At 46.6% G+C, this 17,948-nt stretch carries 17 protein-coding genes; 7 read left to right on the top strand and 10 right to left on the bottom strand.

The window, feature by feature from the left end; genetic code table 11:
• Positions 1-42: 42 nt before the first annotated feature.
• A complete protein-coding gene (locus tag PHF27_RS08195; RefSeq protein WP_300068350.1) occupies positions 43-462 on the bottom strand; it encodes a hypothetical protein in 420 nt (139 codons plus the stop codon).
• A gap of 172 nt (positions 463-634) precedes the next feature.
• Here PHF27_RS08195 and PHF27_RS08190 point away from each other — a divergent pair, with 172 nt between their 5' ends.
• The 4 genes from PHF27_RS08190 (at position 635) to PHF27_RS08175 (ending at position 4,237) form a co-directional block, all read left to right on the top strand.
• Positions 635-880: a hypothetical protein gene (locus PHF27_RS08190; RefSeq protein WP_300068347.1), complete on the top strand. Its 246-nt coding sequence runs from the start codon at positions 635-637 to the stop codon at positions 878-880.
• A 150-nt stretch (positions 881-1,030) separates the two neighbouring features.
• Positions 1,031-1,213 (top strand): DUF896 domain-containing protein, encoded by a 183-nt coding sequence (locus PHF27_RS08185; RefSeq protein WP_300068344.1) that lies wholly within the window; start codon positions 1,031-1,033, stop codon positions 1,211-1,213.
• Positions 1,203-2,396 (top strand): MFS transporter, encoded by a 1,194-nt coding sequence (locus PHF27_RS08180; protein ID WP_300068341.1) that lies wholly within the window; start codon positions 1,203-1,205, stop codon positions 2,394-2,396. Before PHF27_RS08185 ends, PHF27_RS08180 begins: the two co-directional genes overlap by 11 nt.
• A 467-nt stretch (positions 2,397-2,863) precedes the next feature.
• Positions 2,864-4,237: a pyruvate carboxylase subunit B gene (locus tag PHF27_RS08175; protein ID WP_300068338.1), complete on the top strand. Its 1,374-nt coding sequence runs from the start codon at positions 2,864-2,866 to the stop codon at positions 4,235-4,237.
• A 127-nt stretch (positions 4,238-4,364) separates the two neighbouring features.
• On the opposite strand, the gene PHF27_RS08170 is transcribed toward PHF27_RS08175, so the two are convergent.
• From PHF27_RS08170 to PHF27_RS08145, 6 genes are all read right to left on the bottom strand, one after another.
• Positions 4,365-6,017: a nucleoside kinase gene (locus PHF27_RS08170; protein WP_300068335.1), complete on the bottom strand. Its 1,653-nt coding sequence runs from the start codon at positions 6,015-6,017 to the stop codon at positions 4,365-4,367.
• 23 nt (positions 6,018-6,040) lie between these two features.
• On the bottom strand, positions 6,041-7,033 hold the full coding sequence (locus PHF27_RS08165; protein ID WP_300068333.1) for an inorganic phosphate transporter: 993 nt from the start codon (positions 7,031-7,033) through the stop codon (positions 6,041-6,043).
• Positions 7,026-7,652, bottom strand: a complete 627-nt coding sequence (locus tag PHF27_RS08160; RefSeq protein WP_300068330.1) for a DUF47 family protein — start codon at positions 7,650-7,652, stop codon at positions 7,026-7,028. The genes PHF27_RS08165 and PHF27_RS08160 overlap by 8 nt, the downstream gene beginning before the upstream one ends.
• A 193-nt stretch (positions 7,653-7,845) precedes the next feature.
• Entirely contained in the window at positions 7,846-9,090 is a 1,245-nt protein-coding gene (locus PHF27_RS08155) for an aminotransferase class I/II-fold pyridoxal phosphate-dependent enzyme (protein WP_300068327.1), read from the bottom strand.
• A gap of 162 nt (positions 9,091-9,252) precedes the next feature.
• Positions 9,253-10,482, bottom strand: coding sequence for an aspartate kinase (locus PHF27_RS08150; RefSeq protein ID WP_300068324.1), 1,230 nt, complete (start codon positions 10,480-10,482; stop codon positions 9,253-9,255).
• Between the two features lie 153 nt (positions 10,483-10,635).
• Positions 10,636-11,778 (bottom strand): hypothetical protein, encoded by a 1,143-nt coding sequence (locus PHF27_RS08145; protein WP_300068321.1) that lies wholly within the window; start codon positions 11,776-11,778, stop codon positions 10,636-10,638.
• A 273-nt stretch (positions 11,779-12,051) separates the two neighbouring features.
• Between PHF27_RS08145 and uraA the strand changes: the two genes are divergently transcribed.
• Positions 12,052-13,314, top strand: a complete 1,263-nt coding sequence (uraA, locus tag PHF27_RS08140; protein WP_300068317.1) for a uracil permease — start codon at positions 12,052-12,054, stop codon at positions 13,312-13,314.
• A gap of 62 nt (positions 13,315-13,376) precedes the next feature.
• On the opposite strand, the gene PHF27_RS08135 is transcribed toward uraA, so the two are convergent.
• The 3 genes from PHF27_RS08135 to PHF27_RS08125 all read right to left on the bottom strand — a co-directional run bounded on the left by PHF27_RS08135 (position 13,377) and on the right by PHF27_RS08125 (position 15,098).
• Positions 13,377-13,874, bottom strand: a complete 498-nt coding sequence (locus PHF27_RS08135) for a YajQ family cyclic di-GMP-binding protein (RefSeq protein ID WP_300068314.1) — start codon at positions 13,872-13,874, stop codon at positions 13,377-13,379.
• Between the two features lie 18 nt (positions 13,875-13,892).
• A complete protein-coding gene (locus PHF27_RS08130; protein WP_300068311.1) occupies positions 13,893-14,147 on the bottom strand; it encodes a hypothetical protein in 255 nt (84 codons plus the stop codon).
• Between the two features lie 69 nt (positions 14,148-14,216).
• Positions 14,217-15,098 carry a DMT family transporter gene (locus PHF27_RS08125; RefSeq protein ID WP_300068308.1) on the bottom strand — a complete coding sequence of 294 codons (882 nt, stop codon included), beginning with the start codon at positions 15,096-15,098 and terminating at the stop codon, positions 14,217-14,219.
• 185 nt (positions 15,099-15,283) lie between these two features.
• Here PHF27_RS08125 and PHF27_RS08120 point away from each other — a divergent pair, with 185 nt between their 5' ends.
• A complete protein-coding gene (locus PHF27_RS08120; protein WP_300068305.1) occupies positions 15,284-16,168 on the top strand; it encodes an RluA family pseudouridine synthase in 885 nt (294 codons plus the stop codon).
• Positions 16,169-16,277: 109 nt separating this feature from the next.
• A complete protein-coding gene (fba, locus tag PHF27_RS08115; protein ID WP_300068302.1) occupies positions 16,278-17,207 on the top strand; it encodes a class II fructose-1,6-bisphosphate aldolase in 930 nt (309 codons plus the stop codon).
• Positions 17,208-17,948 lie beyond the last annotated feature (741 nt).

Genomic DNA, 17,948 nt, shown 5'->3' with positions numbered 1-17,948 from the left:
GCCAGGCTTTTACTGGCTCGCATTTGTCTACTGCAGATACTATTATTGGTTTTGAGTTCCACCAGGAGCAGTCTGGCACGGCATATTCCCTCTGCCTGCTCCGTTCATCATACCGCGATGATGTTTGCCCATTTCACCCGGGTGCGCTTTCATCCATTCCATGCGGTCTTGCATGAATTGCAGGTGTTGGTCAGCCTGTTCTCGGCTAATCAAACCCTTTGCTACTTCTTGATTCAAAAAGTCTTTTTTCAAAACCAGCATTTTCTCGTGATGCGCTGCCATATCCTGTTGAAACTCTGCTTTCTGCGCATCCGTCCAGGTGGCGTTGTTAAACAAACAAGGACGCTCGCCGCCAGCTACTGGACCACCGCCCATAGGACCCATAGGCGCCGCCGATACCCATGCAGCCGAAACAAGAATTACCCCAGCAGCCAAAGTTGCTATCCATCTTTTTTTCATCATTGTTAATCCCTCCTGTTTTGTTTGTGTCTTTATTGTATCGTTCAGACATGGCAAATATTTGGCGTCTTTGTGACAAAAGATTGAACTTATCATAATATAACGCAGGAAAATGACATAGTAAGACGAATTTTATTATCAATAAAGATGCATCATACTAAAAGGAGTGATTCACGTGTACGATACTGACTGCTACACTCGCTCTCAAGCTCTTGGCTATGCAAGGTTAGCCTTAAAAGAAATGGCTGCCAAAAAAGTAATTCCTCTTGAGATAGTTCCTGCCATTATGCAGCAAATGCTGCAGTTAATGGAAGAATTCACGCCGGCAGAAGCGGAGGCTAGGGGAAATCAGTTCCGTCAATCAGAAACTTACCAACAGGCGATTGCCAACTTGAAAGGTAAGTCTACTCCCCCAACTTAAAGTATCTGTTGAAAAGCGAGTAAAAGATGCGATGCCTGGACGGCTTTGCATCTTTTTTACGTGTAGCCTTTTATGCTATACTGTCTACATGATATAATTTCTTCATTAAAAGCAATTTTGTTGTGTAATTACGAAAGGATGACTCATTTTATGACACTGGAAACGATTGAACGCATCAACGCCTTATCGCGCAAGCAACGCTCCATCGGCTTGACGGAAGAAGAAAAGCAGGAACAACTTCTGCTTCGCCGGCAATATATTGACAATATTAAAGTACAAATCACCCAAGCATTAGGCCCAGACACTCCGGCGGCTCCACTCCATGAACAGTAAAACAGTCTGGGGCTTCCGCCAATATTGGGGCTGGGTGCTGCTTTTGGCATTGACTCATTTCACCAGTGATTTTTATAATAATTTCCTGCCCCCCATGCTGCCTTTTCTGGTAGATACCATGCACATTTCCCTCACCACAGGCGGCCTGCTGGCCATGGTCTACGCCATCACTTCTTGTCTTCTGCAGCCGTTTTTTGGTTATTGGGTTGATCGACAGGGAGCCACATGGCCTCTCTTAGCCACAATTCCAGGCAGTGCGTTTTTCATCTGTTTAAGCGGCGAAGCGCCTTCACCGCTTTTTTTATTTTTATTGGTCGCCGTCGCCGGTACGGTCTCTTCTGTATTCCATCCGCTGGCGTCCGCCCTGGTGGCGCGCGTCACCGATCCATCCCACCGGGCGTTTTCTATGTCCTTGTTCATCAGTGGCGGCAATATTGGTTTTGCGGTTGCTCCAGCTCTGCTGACAGGCTATCTTTCCACATGGGGACTTGAAAGTCTTTGGTTCCTTTTCTTTCCGGCCCTTGCCCTCGCTGCTGCGTGCCTTGCTTCCCGTTTGCATTTGGTACCGCTTCGCGACCAGCATCAATTTGCTTTTAAAGAAGACACCACAGCCCCCTCTTGGTATCGATCTAAACCTCTTTTGTTATTAAATACCGCCATGACGCTGCGCTGTTGGACGCAAGTAGCTTTTTTAACGTTTCTACCACTGTTACTGCCGCTTTGGGGCGCCTCCGCCGCCATGGGAGGCACCTTCCTTACGGTGTACCTCTTAGGCGGCGCTTTAGGAAGCTTTTGCGGCGGTTGGGCTGGTGATCGCTGGGGGCATGCCCGTTGCATTCAAGGCTGCCTGCTCCTCGCCCTAACCTCATTAGCCTTGTTTCTCTTCTCCAGCTCTTTATCCTGGTTGGCTTGGATCCTTATTTTCCTTGGCGGCGCTGGCCTGCAAGGCTCTTTGCCCTCATCCATAGTCTGGGCGCAAACTATTTTGCCCCAAAATGCCGCTATGGCCTCCGGCATGATGTTAGGGCTTACCTTTGGTTTGGGCGGCGTAGGCGCCGCCATCAGCGGCGCCTGGGCTGACCTCTGGGGCATCCCGGTCTCTCTCGCTGTATCTTTGTTTCCTCTGCTTTTGGCGAGCGTGTTGCTGCACCGTATTCCCTCGCCCAATTTAAATGGTAAATAGAATACTTTCAAAAGCTTGGTCTCGCCAAGCTTTTTTTCATTAAAAAAATAACAAGCATTACAAATTGCTCTAAAGAGCTTCCTATTTGTTTGTAATTATCTCAGAGCGCCCCATGTATACAATATTCCCTCATTTCCTCCGGGACAAAGCAACTCAAGAAACACATCATTTGAAACTTTTTACTCGATTTTATTTCTAGCTAATTGTAACTAATGTTTATTTAAAGTCCGCCGCAGAAGTACTTATATACTTGTGAAAAGATTGACAACCTTAATGAAAATAAACTATAATTAAAAATGTGTTATATCGTTGTTGCGTACCCACAGACATTTTAATTTATTTACGACTAAATGTACCTAGCGCTTTTACATAACTCTTTTCAGTCGTGTACACAGCGTTGGCAAATGTGGTTATTCTACAATGATAAAACATACATTGCACAGATAATTTGGAGGAGGTAACAGTTCATGGCGAAAAAACCACTGAGAATTATGGAAACTGTGTTGCGTGACGGCCATCAGTCGCTCGCAGCTACCCGGATGCGTATTACCGATATGCTTCCCCAGTTGGAAATCCTTGACAACGTAGGCTACTGGGCTTTAGAAGCTTGGGGCGGCGCTACCTTCGACACCTGCCTTCGTTTTCTGAACGAAGATCCCTGGGAACGTTTGAAAACGCTCCGCAAACACATTACCAAAACTCCGATTTCGATGCTGCTTCGCGGCCAAAACATCTTGGGCTACAACCATTATGCCGATGATGTTGTGGAAGCTTTCGTAGCTAAAATGGTTGAACACGGCATTGGCGTTATTCGTATTTTTGACGCTCTTAATGACATCCGCAACCTGGAAACAGGTATCCGCGCTGGTAAAAAAGCCGGAGCTCATGTCCAAGGCGTATGCGTATATACCATCAGCCCGTATCATACCACCGAAAGCTACTTGGAATTGGCTCGCAGCCTTGTGGAACGCGGTGTTGATTCTATCTGTATCAAAGACATGGCTGGTTTGATTGCTCCTTACGAAGCATACAAATTGGTTAAAGCTATGAAGGAAGATCCGAAAATTGGCGTGCCGATTCATCTGCATTGCCATTACACCAGCGGCATGGCTTCCATGGCCTACCTAAAAGCTGCTGAAGCTGGTGTTGATATTGTTGACTGCGCTCTGTCGCCGTTTGCAATGGGTACTTCACAGCCTTGCACCGAGTCTCTGATCGCCACTTTCGAAGGTCACGAACGCGATACCGGTCTGAAAAAAGAAGACCTGTATCCGGTTGCTGATTATTTCTCTGGCGTCAAGAAATCCTTGTCTAACGACTTCAAACTGAACACTGCGTTTGACGTCTCCACGAAAGTCTTGACCTTCCAGGTACCTGGCGGCATGCTTTCCAATCTGCGTAACCAGCTCAAAGAGCAGGGTATGGAAGATAAATACGACGAGCTGCTTGAAGAAATGCCTCGCGTCCGCGCTGACCTTGGCTATCCTCCGCTTGTTACGCCTACCAGCCAGATTGTTGGCTCCATGGCAACCTTTAATGTCATGATGCAAAGCTTCGGCCAGGAACGTTATTCTCAAGTTCCTCGCGAAGTAAAAGATTTGGCCCGTGGTAAATACGGCAAAACCATTCGCCCGGTTAACCCCGAAGTGGCTGAAAAAATCATCGGCGGTGAAGAAATCATCACTTGCCGTCCGGCAGATCAGATTCCTCCGCAGATGGATGAACTGAAAGCTAAGTTGCAAGAGCTTGGTTATGCTAATCCTCCGATCGAAGACGTTCTCTCTTATGCCGTCTTCCCGGAAGTGGCTGTCAACTTCTTCAAAGCTAACGGCCGGATGTAATATCGGTTATACCTCAAAGAAGAGCTCGTTTAGGCGGGCTCTTCTTTTTTTGGGTTCAATGCATATATAAAAACGCGTTCACCCTTCTTTTCACGGTGAACGCGTTTTTAAAACACAAGGATTCCCTTTAATGAAAGCACGATCCGCCTATAAACTCGCGCAGAATCGAATTGGCCGGCACTAAATCGTCTTCAATCGCATGAAAATACGCTAAGAAGCTCAACAACCGTTTCGCCTCGCTATATTCCGAATGCTCCGGCCCAATAGCTTCCAACAAAGGCTGTGCATGCTTCCGCAACATGCCCAGCTCATAAATCAACGCTGAATTAAACATAACATCAGCATCTTCTTGGAAAGGAAAAATATTACGATGCTCTCCTCTGCGCACAGAAGGCCAAATCCGCAAAGTAGCCAAGGCATCATGCGAGCGGAATTGGTGATCGCGGACAATGCGTCGAATCAAACGCGCATCTGTAGTCGGAATGCGGTTATGTTGATCCAACGAAAGCTGAGTTAAGGCGCTGATATAAATTTTAACCTTTCTCTCCCGCGGAACGACTTCTGTCAAACGTTCATTCAAGCCGTGAATACCTTCAATAATCAATGGCTGATTGTCAGTAATTCGAATTCTCCGCCCGCTTAATGCTCTTTGTCCTGTACGAAAGTCAAAGCGAGGAATCTCTACCTCTTCGCCGGCTAACAGCCTCTCCAAATGATGATTAAACAGCTCCAAATCAATGGCTTCAATCGCCTCGAAATCCGGCTTGCCTTGTTCATCTATCGGCGTATGTGACCGATCCACAAAATAATCATCCAACGAGATTGCCACTGGCCGCAACGCATTGACCCGCAGCTGAATCATGAGACGCTGCGCAAAGGTAGTCTTGCCTGATGATGACGGCCCTGCAATCAAGACCAGTGCCACTTCTTTCCGATGCTCCGCAATATAATCGGCTACCTGGGCAATCTTCTTTTCGTGCAAGGCCTCAGCAATGCGTACTAAGGATGCCGCTTCTCCTTGCTCCAAATGACCATTTAGCGAACCAACATCAGTACATTCCAAAATGCTGCCCCAAGACTCCGCCTCCTGAAATACTTTCGCCAGCTTGGGACGGTCCCGAAAACCAGGCACCTCTTGCGGCGCTTCCCGCGATGGAAAGAGCATAACAAAACCATCCTGATACGGCTCCAGCGCAAAAAGAGGGACTTGCGCCGTATTAATAGCCATGGCTCCATAAAAGTAGTTGTGAGTGTCACCGCAGTAATAGAGGCTGACAAATTCTCTTTCCAGCGATTCCAGCAACAGTACCTTGCCATATAGTTTTTCCGCAGCAAACAGCTCAATAGCTTCTGTACGAGGCAGTACTTTCTTTACAATAGGCCGCTTTTGCGCCACAATCTCACGCATTCTTGCCTCTAGGCGCGCTACAATTTGCGCGTCCACTTCTTGCTTGATTGACAGTTTACAATACAAACCGCCATCCAGCGAATGCTCTACATTCACATCGCCATCTTGCAAAAAAAGTTCCTTTACAGCTACAACAAGCACCATAGACAAAGTACGCTGATAAATCCGATTTCCATCTATAGTTGAAACATCCAGAAATTCAACGCTTGCATCCTCAAACAGCAGCGTATTCAAGTCCTTGACTTCATGGTTAATCCTCACCGCCAAGACCTTGTCCGCATCGCCAGGATAATGCACAAGCAAATCACGCACAGCCCTATTTTTAGGACAGGGTATTTCTTTCCCCAGATCAGTAAGTTGCACGCGTATCATGAAAAACTCCCTTCAAGAGGGTATTAAAGGAACAATACCTCAATAAATTTGTACGTCAACGCGCTGACCAGCGCAGTAGACGGAATCGTCAACACCCAAGCCATAACCATCTGCTGAGCTACGCCCCACCGTACCGCATTAATGCGTTTAGCCGCCCCCACGCCCATAATTGAGCCGGAAACCACATGGGTTGTACTAACAGGCAGGTGCAACAGCGTTGCTGAAAAAATAACCAGCGAGGAGTTGATATCTGCTGAAAAGCCGTTAATAGGCTCCAACTTGAAAATTTTTGCGCCCATTGTTTTGATAATACGCCACCCGCCAAAAGCCGTACCACAGCCCATAGCTAACGCAGCCGATACTTTCACCCAAAACGGAACATCAAACACATCTAAGTAGCCGGCGCTGACTAAAGCCAGCGTAATAATACCCATCGCTTTTTGCGCGTCATTAGAGCCATGCGCAAAAGACATCATGGCTGCTGCCAAAATCTGCAGCTTCTTAAATTGGTGATTGACCCGTGCTGGGGCTTGTTTACGAAAAGCCCAAAACAATGCATTCATAACCAAAAAGCCGCAAACAATCGCCAACAGCGGCGACAGAACTAAGGATAAAACAATTTTTACAATTCCGGAAACCTTTAGCGCTACCATTCCCTTCGAAATAATAACGGCCCCCATAACACCGCCAATCAGAGCATGGGACGAGCTGCTGGGAATGCCCAGCCACCAAGTCAATAAATTCCAAAAAATAGCTCCTACCATAGCAGCGATAATGATAGGTTCGTTTACCATACTGGCCGCCGTAACAATATCACTGCCGATGGTCTTAGCCACGCCGGTACTGTACATAGCGCCGGCAAAATTCAAACATGCCGCCATGTATACAGCCACCCTCGGCGGCAGAGCCCGCGTCGAAACCGAGGTAGCAATCGCATTGGCCGTATCATGAAAGCCGTTGATATAATCAAAGACTAAGGCAAGAACCACAACTGCAATCAGCAATGTATCAGGCATATTTCATGGCCATCCCTCTTAGCAAGTCTGCAATGGCTTCGGAATGATCCAAGGCATTTTCCAGATACTCTAAAATATCTTTCCATTTGATCACTTCAATCGGATCCGGAGTACATTCGAACAAGCGCGCTACTTCTTGTCGGTAAAACCGATCTCCTTCGCTTTCAAGGACACTAATCATGCGCACATAACTTAGTATTTTTTCTTGATTTTTTTTGATGTTACCAAGTAAGGCGCAGGCACTGGCAATTTCTTCCGTGCATTCCGCAAGCAAGCGTCCTAATTCTTCAGCACCCGCTTTATGGGTCGTAACGCCATACAATGTCATTCTTTCAATAATACCATGAATAAAGTCTACGCCGCTATCCAGCATATTGGCCAAGGCATAAATATCTTCCCGATCTAACGGTGTAATAAAGGTTTGATTTAACCGATCCAAAATGGCATCGTTAACCTCATCCGCCTGATGCTCCAATTCATAGATTTGCCGCATACTCTCGGATAGTTGAGTAGGATCTTCCGTAACGCGCTTTAATGTTAACGCGCCTTCTCTCAACAATTGAGAACTTTCCACAAACAACTTGAAAAACTCATCTTCCTTCGGTTTCAGGGAAAACATAGAAAAAGACCTCCGTTTTTCTTCAAGGCTTCTATTTTTATATGAATAACACCATTTCTTACTATACCATACTTACTTCACCCTAGACAATAATCCCATGTTTACCCTAAATAAGAAACAACCGAACAATTTCTGTTCGGTTGTTAAAATCACATCCATTTTTCAGCTATGCGCACGTTAAACGACCGTTCTCTTATTCCGTCTTGGCTATAGCTTGCTTGAATTTTTCCGCCATGCCTTTAATCTTATAAGCTGGAACCGCACAAACCGCAACACGGATGCCCTGGGCAAGCGGTACTGCAAAAATATAGTCTTCCTGCAGTTTTTCACAGACAGCCTCCGGATTCTTAGCCGGAATGGATAAAAAGAAACCGGCCCGATAGGGCAACATATTTAAAGAAACCTCGGCAGCTTCATTGACAAATGTCTCTGCACGCTCCCGAATCAAATGGTAAAAGCTTTGCCGCTCCGCATCCACCGCCGCTTTTAACTGGGCGTCATGATAAATCGTCGCCATTGTCGCCATAGCCGGCGTATTGATATTAGACCAGGTAGCCCTACTGGTATATTGATTGATGTCCGCAAACTCCTGAATGACGTCCTTGTTAGAAGAAATGCCGATCATAGCCCCTACTCTCTGTCCATACATCGTAAAAGCCTTGGACATGCTGAAAGCGACAATGGTCAGCAAATTTTGCGGCAATTGGCCGAATTTGCTAAAAAACGCACGACATTCGCTGTTTTCTCCGGCAAATTCCAAATAAGCCGCATCCACCAGCAAAATAATACGCTTAGCCGGATTTTGCGCGCATTCCTTCGCCACCTGCAACACGCCGTCCCACTCTGTATCACTCAAACTATAACCGGTAGGATTGTGCGCCGGCGTATTGAGGATAATCAGTACGCTGTCCTGCTTGGCCAACACACCTGCAACCTTGGTCTGGAAGGCTTGAAGATTGAAATTTTGCTTCTCATCAAAAAGCTGAAACGTATCCAATTTTCGCAGCGCATCATGACAAAGCACATTATAGGGTCCCCAGTACCAATCGGAAGTAAGTACAGTATCTCCTAGTTCCGTATAGTTCCAGATTGCATGATGAATTACGCCGCAGCCTCCGGCAGTCGCCACTGCGTCCAGGTAGGCCTCCGGCTTGTGCTCCCCTAAGGTCATATCAATAGCCGCTTGCAAAAAAGCCGGCTGTCCCGGGATGGGCGAATAACGAACCAAATCCACTGTAGGCAATGCGCGAAAAACTTTTTCCACCGTAGGAAGGCAGGCCAAGACGCCTTCATCATCAAGAATTGCGCCAATCGTCGCATTGACTACTTTTTCCTTGCCTACTTTAGCTTCCGCTTGTACAGCCGCCGCGTTGGCGCCAAAAATATTATCAGTAGCAAATTTTCCTTTCGCATGAGATGCGGCCAAAGAAAATGACATAGTGGTTCCTCCTCATTCCATTTATCTTTCTTAGTGTAACACACGCAAGGCGCATGGAGTAAGCATCCACGTAAAAAACCGGAAAATGACTTGCTTATATAGTAAAAAGGCCGCCAAAGCGGCCCTCAGAAGTTATCCAACAAGAAACACTCCAACGTTCGATTACTTATCCGGAAAAAAGAGCGCATGCACTGCATTAACCGCTTCTTTCGTTCTTTCTTCACGAATCAAACAAGAAACGCTGATTTCCGAAGTACTGATTACCTCTAGATTGATCCCCATACTTCCCAAAGCGCCAAACATTTTAGCCGCTACCCCCGGGCTGCCGTACATTCCAGCGCCGACAATGGATACCTTCGCCACTGCCTCGTCAATTTCCACACCTCCAAAATTTTGTGCAAGCGCAAGTTCTTCCATCAATATCCTTGTCTGCGCAGCATCATCTTGTCCGATCGTAAATACCATATCAATAATTCCTTTTTCATTCGTGCGTATGCTCTGTACAATCATATCCACATCAATATTAGCTTGAGCCAGCGCTGAAAAAATCAAATGGGCGATTCCCGGCTGATCTGGTACTCCCAATACCGCTACCTTGGCTACATGAGTATCATGTGTTACGCCGCGCACGGCACATTCTTTCTCTTCCATGGTGTATCCCTCCCTAATAATCGTTCCTGCAATTTCCGTAAAAGTAGATCGCACATGAATGGGAATGCCGTAATTTTTACCCATTTCCACGGCCCGCGGCTGCATAACTACCGCTCCGAGACGCGCCATTTCCAGCATTTCATTATAGGTAATTTCTTTCATTTTTCTTGCCGAAGGCACAATGCGAGGATCCGCCGAATACACCCCGTCTACGTCGGTCAAGATTTCGCACACGTCTGCTTGCAAAGCGCCTGCCAAGGCCACGGCCGATGTATCCGACCCGCCTCGTCCCAGCGTGGTAATATCCCCAGTCTCAGCCAATCCTTGAAAACCGGCAACAACTACAACCTTGCCTTTATCCAGCTCTGCGAGCACTCGCTTTGGTTCAATACGACGAATCTTGCCTTTTAAGGACACCGCTGTTGTCGCAATACCCGCTTGCGGTCCTGTGAGCGAAATAGCGGGACAGCCTTTACTGCGCAGCGCCATGGCCAATAGGGCAATAGATACTTGCTCGCCTGTCGTTAAAAGCTGGTCAAGCTCTCTAGCGTGCGAATACGGCGCGCCGCATACTTTTTGCGCCAAAGAGATCAGCTCATCGGTCGTATCTCCCATGGCTGATACAACAACTACTACACGGTCTTGTTCTTCTTTAGTCCGAATTATACGCTCCGCCACTGCTTGAATTTTTTCTGCGGTCGCCACGGAGCTGCCGCCAAATTTTTTCACAAGAAAAGCCATGATTGTCCTCCTCTTCTGTTTATGTTAAACAGTAATCAATTATACTATTCTCCCTAAAAACACATTACCCTCTTGCGAAAAGACATTTCTTTCTTAGTCTAACTAAAAAAACGTTGAGGACAAAGAGCTGCTCTTGTCGCCAACGTTTTTAATTTATTCTTGTTTACCGGCATTTAAAGGAATCTTGTTAAAAAACTGCGGCGTTTTCAACCTAACATGCAGACTCCGCAACGCTTGAAGATTCACTTCTTTGCCCCATTCTTCCGGCTGAATCTCTTCAATCGGCAATAAGTTCAGCATGGGGTCTGCATTGTAAACAGCCTGCAATTGCTGAATCGCCAAAAGCCCCTTGGTCGCTTGGCAAGCCTGCATGACTTCATTTCTAGTACAAGATAAATGAATATAGCATTCGTTATTTAAAGCGCTTTTCGACATACCCATGACATAGCTGCGGTCCAAAGTAGGCACCACTTCATATACCCGAGATAAAACCTGCATAATCAGCGCCGCACACAGTTCGATGTACTGTTTATTTACCGTCCGTATCTCCTTATCCTCGTAGGCTGGCCGCCCGCCGGGGGACAAGGTGCATACCTGGGTTGGAATAATTGCTTTAGGCGGCAGCCAGATCTGAAAAAGCGGAACCCCTTCCAACAAATCAATATTAACTTCAGCAGAAAAGCCAACCTCCAAAGACGACAACGCCACATCCATTTTCAGTAAAATAGCGCCAACGTCACCGCTTAAAAGACGTTCCACTGCGGCAACGCGCTCCTGCTCCGCCACTTCATGCTTCTTCCGCGCCTCTTCCTGAGTTTTATGATGGTACTCAATCCGCCGCTTGATTTCCTCCTTGGTTTCCACGACTACCTTTTGAATCGTTTGCTGCCGGTCCTGTACTGTAAAAAACAAGGAAGCAAAAACCGTCAAAAGCAAGCAAGCTATAATCCACATGAGGAAGGTACTAGGACTCAATACCAAAATCAACAATAAAAAAGCAATAATCCCAGCACGATAAGCAATAGGCATAAAGAACTTCCCCTGCGCCAACAAGCGATTTTCTTCCAATAAATCGTCAAAGTTGGGAACCGGCTTCTCTTGAAACAAAACGATTTCAAGCTGCGAATAATAGTCTACTTCACGATAATCCAAAATACTAAGCTTACTAAGCGTCTCTTCTACTACCTTAGCTCGCTCATATTCTTGACGCCAGCGATCCACCTGATCGACATAGCGAAACGCAGGCGCTTGTCCTGCAAACACCTGTTGTTGTTCCTTTTTGGTTTCTTTCGCCATCTACAATAAGCCACCTTTCTCTATCTTACCGCTGCTTTTGCGTTCATCACGTATGTATTTTCTACTATTGTATCGAAAGTTACGCTGAAAAGTACAGTGCTTTTTTTCTAAACCCATAGACAAACGGAAAGGTACATGGTACATTAAAAAAAACCTTTAAATTAGTCCGGCGAGACTAAAAAGGCATGCAATCATACGCTGCATTTTATGACCTCTTGCGCCGGCAGGAGGTTTTGTCTTTTTATGAACGCCTATTTAAGGAGGATGTTTCAAATGAGCAAACGCATGATCCCTGTTGATGAAAGACTTCCCTTTTTACAAACCTTGCCTTTAAGCCTGCAACATCTTTTCGCCATGTTTGGCGCTACGGTTCTTGTGCCTATTTTATTTAAAGTAGACCCTGCAACCATTCTTCTCTTCAACGGAATTGGAACCTTGTTATATTTATTCATTTGCAAAGGCAAAATCCCTGCCTACTTAGGTTCTAGTTTTGCCTTTATTTCTCCTGTTTTTGTAGTCCTGCCGCAATTTGGTTATGGCTCCGTACTAGGAGGCTTCTTCGCTGCAGGTTTGGTCTTTACACTCGTAGCCTTGCTAATCCGCCTTGTGGGCATTCGCTGGATTGACATCGTCTTCCCGCCGGCAGCCATGGGCGCCATTGTCGCTGTTATCGGTTTAGAATTAGCTCCGGTAGCCGCGGATATGGCTGGTTTAACTGCTAAAACAATTGATGCCAACGCCATCACCGTTTCCTTGTTTACACTGACTGTGACAATTCTCGGGTCTGTACTCTTCCGTGGCTTTCTCGCTATTATTCCCATCTTGATAGGCGTCTTGGCTGGTTACGGTTTGGCCTTTTTCATGGGTATGGTAAACTTAAGCAATATTGAAAAAGCTCCTTGGTTCTCTTTCCCCACGTTCTATTCTCCTGAGTTTCATTTAGGCGCCATTGCCGTTATTCTGCCGGCAGCCCTGGTTGTCGTAGCTGAGCATATCGGTCACTTGGTCGTAACAGGCAACATTGTCGGCAAAGATTTAACAAAAGACCCCGGCCTTGACCGCTCTCTCCTCGGCAACGGCCTCTCCACCATGCTCTCCTCTTTGTTCGGTTCTACACCTAACACTACTTACGGCGAAAACATCGGCGTTTTAGCCATCACCAAAGTATACAGCACCTGGGTTATGGGCGGCGCGGCCATCTTGGCGATTATTCTCTCCTTCATCGGTAAACTGTCCGCCGCCATTCAAAGCATTCCTGTACCGGTCATGGGCGGCGTTTCCTTATTGCTCTTCGGCGTTATCGCCGCTTCCGGCGTACGTATGCTGGTAGAAAGCAAGGTAGACTACAGTCGGGCCCGGAACCTCATTTTAACCTCGCTCGTATTAATCATCGGCATTAGCGGCGCCAGCTTGCAATTTGGCAGCATCAATTTAAAAGGAATGGCCTTGGCAACGGTAGTAGCTATTGTCGCCAGCCTAGCTTTTAAAATCTTCGACCAGCTAGGCTGGAGTAACGACAGCGAAATCGAAGAATAGCCCCAACAACGAAACACCCCATGTGAACAACACAACCGTTCTTCACATAGGGTGTTTTGTTATTATGACCGGAAGTTGACGAACTGCAAATCAACTCCAAAATCTTTCAGTTTTAATTCTCCAATAACCCGTTGCAAATCATCCTTATCTTTTCCGACGACTCGGACTTGATCATCCATGATTTGGCCTTGCACTTTCAATTTCATGTTTTTTATAGCTGCCACAATTTCCTTGGCTTTCTCTTTTTGAATACCCTTTTTCAGTGTAATAGACTGTCTCACCATGCTCTGTGACGCTGTTTCCATTTTGCCATAGTCAAAGTTTTTGAGGGAAATGCCGCGTTTTATTGCTTTCGTTTGCAAAATGTCAATCACGTTTTTTAGTTTGTATTCATCATCAGCTAAAATGCGAATCTCCGTATCTCCTTCCAAGGAAATCGTTGATTTACTGCCGCGAAAATCAAAACGCTGTTTAATTTCTTTCGCACATTGATTAACGGCATTATCCACTTCTTGCATATCTAAATCAGAAACCACGTCAAAGGAACACTCTTTTGCCATATTTATCAAATCCTCTCTTTATTTATGTCGTACGCTAATATGGATTGTCCTGCGCAATACCGTAAAGAAAAAAGCAAATACCCCTCCCACCGTGAAAAAGAACGCCACCGGTTTGATGAGTATCAACTCGCTTGTTGCTTGCAAAGAAAACAGCAACGCTGTCATATAGGCCAAAAATAGTTCGCCAAAACGAGGACTTCCAAAACGAGGCGCAATTAAAGTCCAAACGGCAAAGCCATACGCCACTACCAAAAAGTACTTCGAAAGTTCCATCCACTACTCCTTCCCACCGAAACCATAGACTAATTAAATTCGCGATTTACCCTGAATTTCCTGCTTTCATTATTGCTGCGTAGTCAGCCATACGCCACATAAAATGCATAATGCCCCCAACCCGTGCGACAGTAAAATCTCTTCATTTAATAAAAGCCAAGCGGAAAACACCCCAGCTAAAGGAATAATATTGGAAAAAATAGCAGCGCGTTGCGGTCCGATCTGCTGTACCCCGTAATTCCAAAAGGAAAATGCCAAGATGCCGCTGCAAAAAACCATATAAACCATGCTCACCCAGCCCCAAGCCGTCAAATCCAGAGCCCCTCTATATCCTTCCCAATAGGTCATGCCTAATAAGAACACCGTTCCAATACAGCTAGACCACGCTGTCGTCGCCAAGGCAGACAAGCCGCCGCTGCCCATCACCCTTTTCCCTAGCAGCGTATACAGAGTCCAAAAAAAAGCGCCCCCAAAGATCAGTAAATCTCCCTGATGTAACGACATGGAAGTTAAGACATCCCAAGACCCACGCGTAATTACCAAAAGAGACCCGAGAAACGAAAGTAATACCCCGATCCATTGCAGCAGACGCAGTCGCTCTTTCCAAAAAAGCCAAGCAAAAATGGTAGTCAAAACTGGTGACGTAGCCATCAATAAACTTGCATTTGATGCGGTTGTTAACGCAACTCCTTTAAATACGAGAACATTATTCCCGTAAATTCCAGTAACCCCCAATAAAAAAAGACCTATCCACTGCCGCCCCTGGGGCCATGCCTTTTTTCCTTCGCGAAAAAGAACCCATGCTGTAAGAACCAAACTAACCCAGAAAAAGCGCATCCCCACAGCTGCCACCGGCGGCAATTCGCTCACAATCTGCTTAACGGCAACAATATTGGCCCCCCAAAACAATGCCGTTACTACCAATAACCAATATACGGTCGTTTTTTTCATTACCTATCCCCATCTCCGCCAATGCCTTTAAAAATTGGTACTATGAAAACGTCCAAAATATTATCAATTTTATCACGGTTGCCCTAAAAATAAAAGCATTCCTAGAAGGCTCTATGCCGTTTTAGCCAATTCATGATATACTACTTGCTGTGTAATTCCAGCTAAGCACTTGGGAGGCCGATACTATGCTTGTCTATCGTATTCCTGCATTACCCAAGCCCACTTCCATCCGCGATTTTATCCGACTTCATTGCGGACTCTCACAAAGTCTATGGCGTCGTATACAAAGAGAAGGCCGCATCCTCTGTAATGATCAAGCGCCCCCGCCTGGCTATTGGCTGCAAGAGGGAGATTTACTCATCCTCGCTTGGCCCAAACATCCAGCGACAATTGTTGCGCCTTTGCCAATCGATATAGCCTATGAAGATGATGTCCTTCTCGTCGTCAATAAACCTGCCGGGCTTTTAGCCCATCCCCACGCCGGGCCTCCAGAAGCGACCCTGGCAGACGCAGTTCTTACTCATTATCAGACCTGTGGCTGGGATTATGAATATCATCCTGTCCATCGCTTGGACCGTAATACTTCCGGCTTAGTTCTTATCGCTAAACGCCCGGATATCCAGCATTTTTTTCAAAAAGACAGTTTACTTCATTTACAACGCTCCTACTTAGGTCTTTGCCATGGCGACTGGACCACTCATTATGGTTGTATTCAGGCTCCCCTTGCCCGTAAACCGGGCAGCCTAATCGAGCGCTGCGTAGCCGCAGACGGACAAAACGCGCTAACCCATTATCATTGTTGTCATCATACTGCCGAAGCATCGTTAGTCCGCTTTCATTTAGAAACAGGACGTACCCACCAAATCCGCGTTCATTGCGCCTATGTCGGACATCCTTTATTGGGAGACGATCTTTACGGCGGACTACAGGCACAGATTCAGAGACAAGCGCTTCATGCTTATGCCCTGCGTTTTCGCCATCCTCTAACCAAAAAAGTGATATGCGTCCGCAGCCCCTTGCCATCTGACATGAAGAATTTGCTGCAAAATAAAAATTATCTCAAAAAATAAATGGTAAAGCGTCTTCTTTTATGTTTCATTATGTTCCTTGTTGTACAAGATATGGTATAATACATTTGGGAATAGAGTACACCAATTACAAATCTAAGGAGGGACTCGTATGCCACTCGTTACATCCACCGCTATGTTTAAAAAAGCTTACGAGGGTCAGTATGCCGTTGGCGCTTTCAATGTCAACAACATGGAAATTATTCAAGGTATCGTCGATGCAGCCAAAGAAGAACAAGCACCATTAATTCTTCAAGTGTCTGCAGGAGCGCGTAAATATGCGAAGCACATTTACCTGATTAAACTGGTAGAGGCCGCTTTGGCAGATTCAGATCTTCCTATTTGCCTGCATCTGGACCACGGCGAGGATTTTGAGATTTGCAAATCCTGCGTTGACGGAGGCTTTAGCTCTGTCATGATTGACGGCTCCAAGCACTCCTTTGAAGAGAACATCGCTCTTACAAAAAAAGTCGTAGAATATGCGCATGCCCACGGCGTTGTGGTTGAAGCAGAACTAGGCCGCTTAGCAGGCGTAGAGGACAGCATCAAGGTCAGTGGTAAAGACGCTTCCTACACGGATCCGGATCAAGCCGTTGAGTTTGTAGAGCGCACCGGGTGTGACTCTCTGGCCATTGCCATCGGCACCAGCCATGGAGCCTACAAATTCAAAGGCGAACCTACCTTAGACTTTGAACGCCTCGAGATCATCACCAAACGTCTCCCAGGCTATCCGTTAGTTCTTCATGGCGCCTCCACAGTCCTGCCCGAATTCGTTGCCAAGTGCAATGAGTTTGGCGGCGACCTCAAAGGAGCACAAGGCGTTCCAGAACATATGCTGCTCCAAGCCGGCAAACAAGGGGTCTGCAAAATCAATATTGATACAGACCTGCGTCTCGCCATGACGGCTTCCATTCGTGAACATCTGCAGACACATCCTGCTGATTTTGATCCCCGGCAGTACCTCAAGCCAGCTCGCGAAGCCATTAAAAACATGGTACAGCACAAAATTAAAAACGTACTTAATTGCAGCAACCGTCTGTAATCTCATAGGTTTAAAACGTGAATCCCGCCAAGGCAGAACTCCTCTGCTTTGGCGGGGTTTTTCTGTATTAGAACGTAAGGGGTACGAGAATTTGAACAAGAGTAGAAGGAGTAGAGGAAGGGCTTGAGGGAATAGGATTGAACAAGAGAATCGGAGAACCGTAGGGTACGTAGAGATGGTTGCGAAACTAATTGAATGAGTGGCTCTTACTGGATGCCGAGCTAAAAAAGCCAATCCCACCGGCGCTTCGCGCCACCTCCCTTTGACAAGGTAGGCATCTCTTTTAGCAGAATTTGCAGCCAACGTCCGCGCCCGGCGTCTGTAGCAAAACTTTTGCGAGCGAAGCGACAGAACCTACTTATTTAGAAAAGCCAATGCCGCAGCGCGGTGTACTGTGGCAAAACTTTTGCAAGCGAAGCGGTCCGCAGGATCTGCAAGGCCAGCTGAAAGGATTAGAAATACGGATGTCTGAGCACAGCGAGTTCCCGTATTTCCCTTTCAGCTGGCTGCGCAGGAGCTGAGCGAGCTCTTGTTTTGACGCAGATGACGGGAAAGGACGAGGAGGAACCAAAATCATTTTTTTAAAACAAACACATCTATTATTTGACCGGCACTACCTATCCCTCCCGTCGCGCCCCCTGTCGTCCTGACGGGCGCGACACTAACGCCGTCCAGGCGTGTCGCACGCCGCTGCGCGGCCTTAGAAAGACTGGGGTAGTTGCCGGTAAAAGAAAAAAGCAC

The organism is Anaeromusa sp. (assembly GCF_028691475.1).
GTDB lineage: Bacteria > Bacillota > Negativicutes > Anaeromusales > Anaeromusaceae > Anaeromusa.
The sequence above is the reverse complement of the archived record's forward strand: the minus strand, read 5'-3'. Positions and strand labels throughout refer to the sequence as shown.

Bases quoted from the DNA above. Each gene is read 5' to 3' on its own strand.
- PHF27_RS08135 (WP_300068314.1), bottom strand. From the start codon at position 13,874: ATGGCAAAAGAGTGTTCCTTTGACGTGGTTTCTGATTTAGATATGCAA.
- PHF27_RS08170 (WP_300068335.1), bottom strand. From the start codon at position 6,017: ATGATACGCGTGCAACTTACTGATCTGGGGAAAGAAATACCCTGTCCT.
- PHF27_RS08155 (WP_300068327.1), bottom strand. From the start codon at position 9,090: ATGTCATTTTCTTTGGCCGCATCTCATGCGAAAGGAAAATTTGCTACT.
- PHF27_RS08165 (WP_300068333.1), bottom strand. From the start codon at position 7,033: ATGCCTGATACATTGCTGATTGCAGTTGTGGTTCTTGCCTTAGTCTTT.
- PHF27_RS08160 (WP_300068330.1), bottom strand. From the start codon at position 7,652: ATGTTTTCCCTGAAACCGAAGGAAGATGAGTTTTTCAAGTTGTTTGTG.
- PHF27_RS08195 (WP_300068350.1), bottom strand. From the start codon at position 462: ATGATGAAAAAAAGATGGATAGCAACTTTGGCTGCTGGGGTAATTCTT.
- PHF27_RS08120 (WP_300068305.1), top strand. From the start codon at position 15,284: ATGCTTGTCTATCGTATTCCTGCATTACCCAAGCCCACTTCCATCCGC.
- fba (WP_300068302.1), top strand. From the start codon at position 16,278: ATGCCACTCGTTACATCCACCGCTATGTTTAAAAAAGCTTACGAGGGT.
- PHF27_RS08150 (WP_300068324.1), bottom strand. From the start codon at position 10,482: ATGGCTTTTCTTGTGAAAAAATTTGGCGGCAGCTCCGTGGCGACCGCA.
- PHF27_RS08185 (WP_300068344.1), top strand. From the start codon at position 1,031: ATGACACTGGAAACGATTGAACGCATCAACGCCTTATCGCGCAAGCAA.
- PHF27_RS08175 (WP_300068338.1), top strand. From the start codon at position 2,864: ATGGCGAAAAAACCACTGAGAATTATGGAAACTGTGTTGCGTGACGGC.
- uraA (WP_300068317.1), top strand. From the start codon at position 12,052: ATGAGCAAACGCATGATCCCTGTTGATGAAAGACTTCCCTTTTTACAA.
- PHF27_RS08180 (WP_300068341.1), top strand. From the start codon at position 1,203: ATGAACAGTAAAACAGTCTGGGGCTTCCGCCAATATTGGGGCTGGGTG.
- PHF27_RS08130 (WP_300068311.1), bottom strand. From the start codon at position 14,147: ATGGAACTTTCGAAGTACTTTTTGGTAGTGGCGTATGGCTTTGCCGTT.
- PHF27_RS08145 (WP_300068321.1), bottom strand. From the start codon at position 11,778: ATGGCGAAAGAAACCAAAAAGGAACAACAACAGGTGTTTGCAGGACAA.
- PHF27_RS08125 (WP_300068308.1), bottom strand. From the start codon at position 15,098: ATGAAAAAAACGACCGTATATTGGTTATTGGTAGTAACGGCATTGTTT.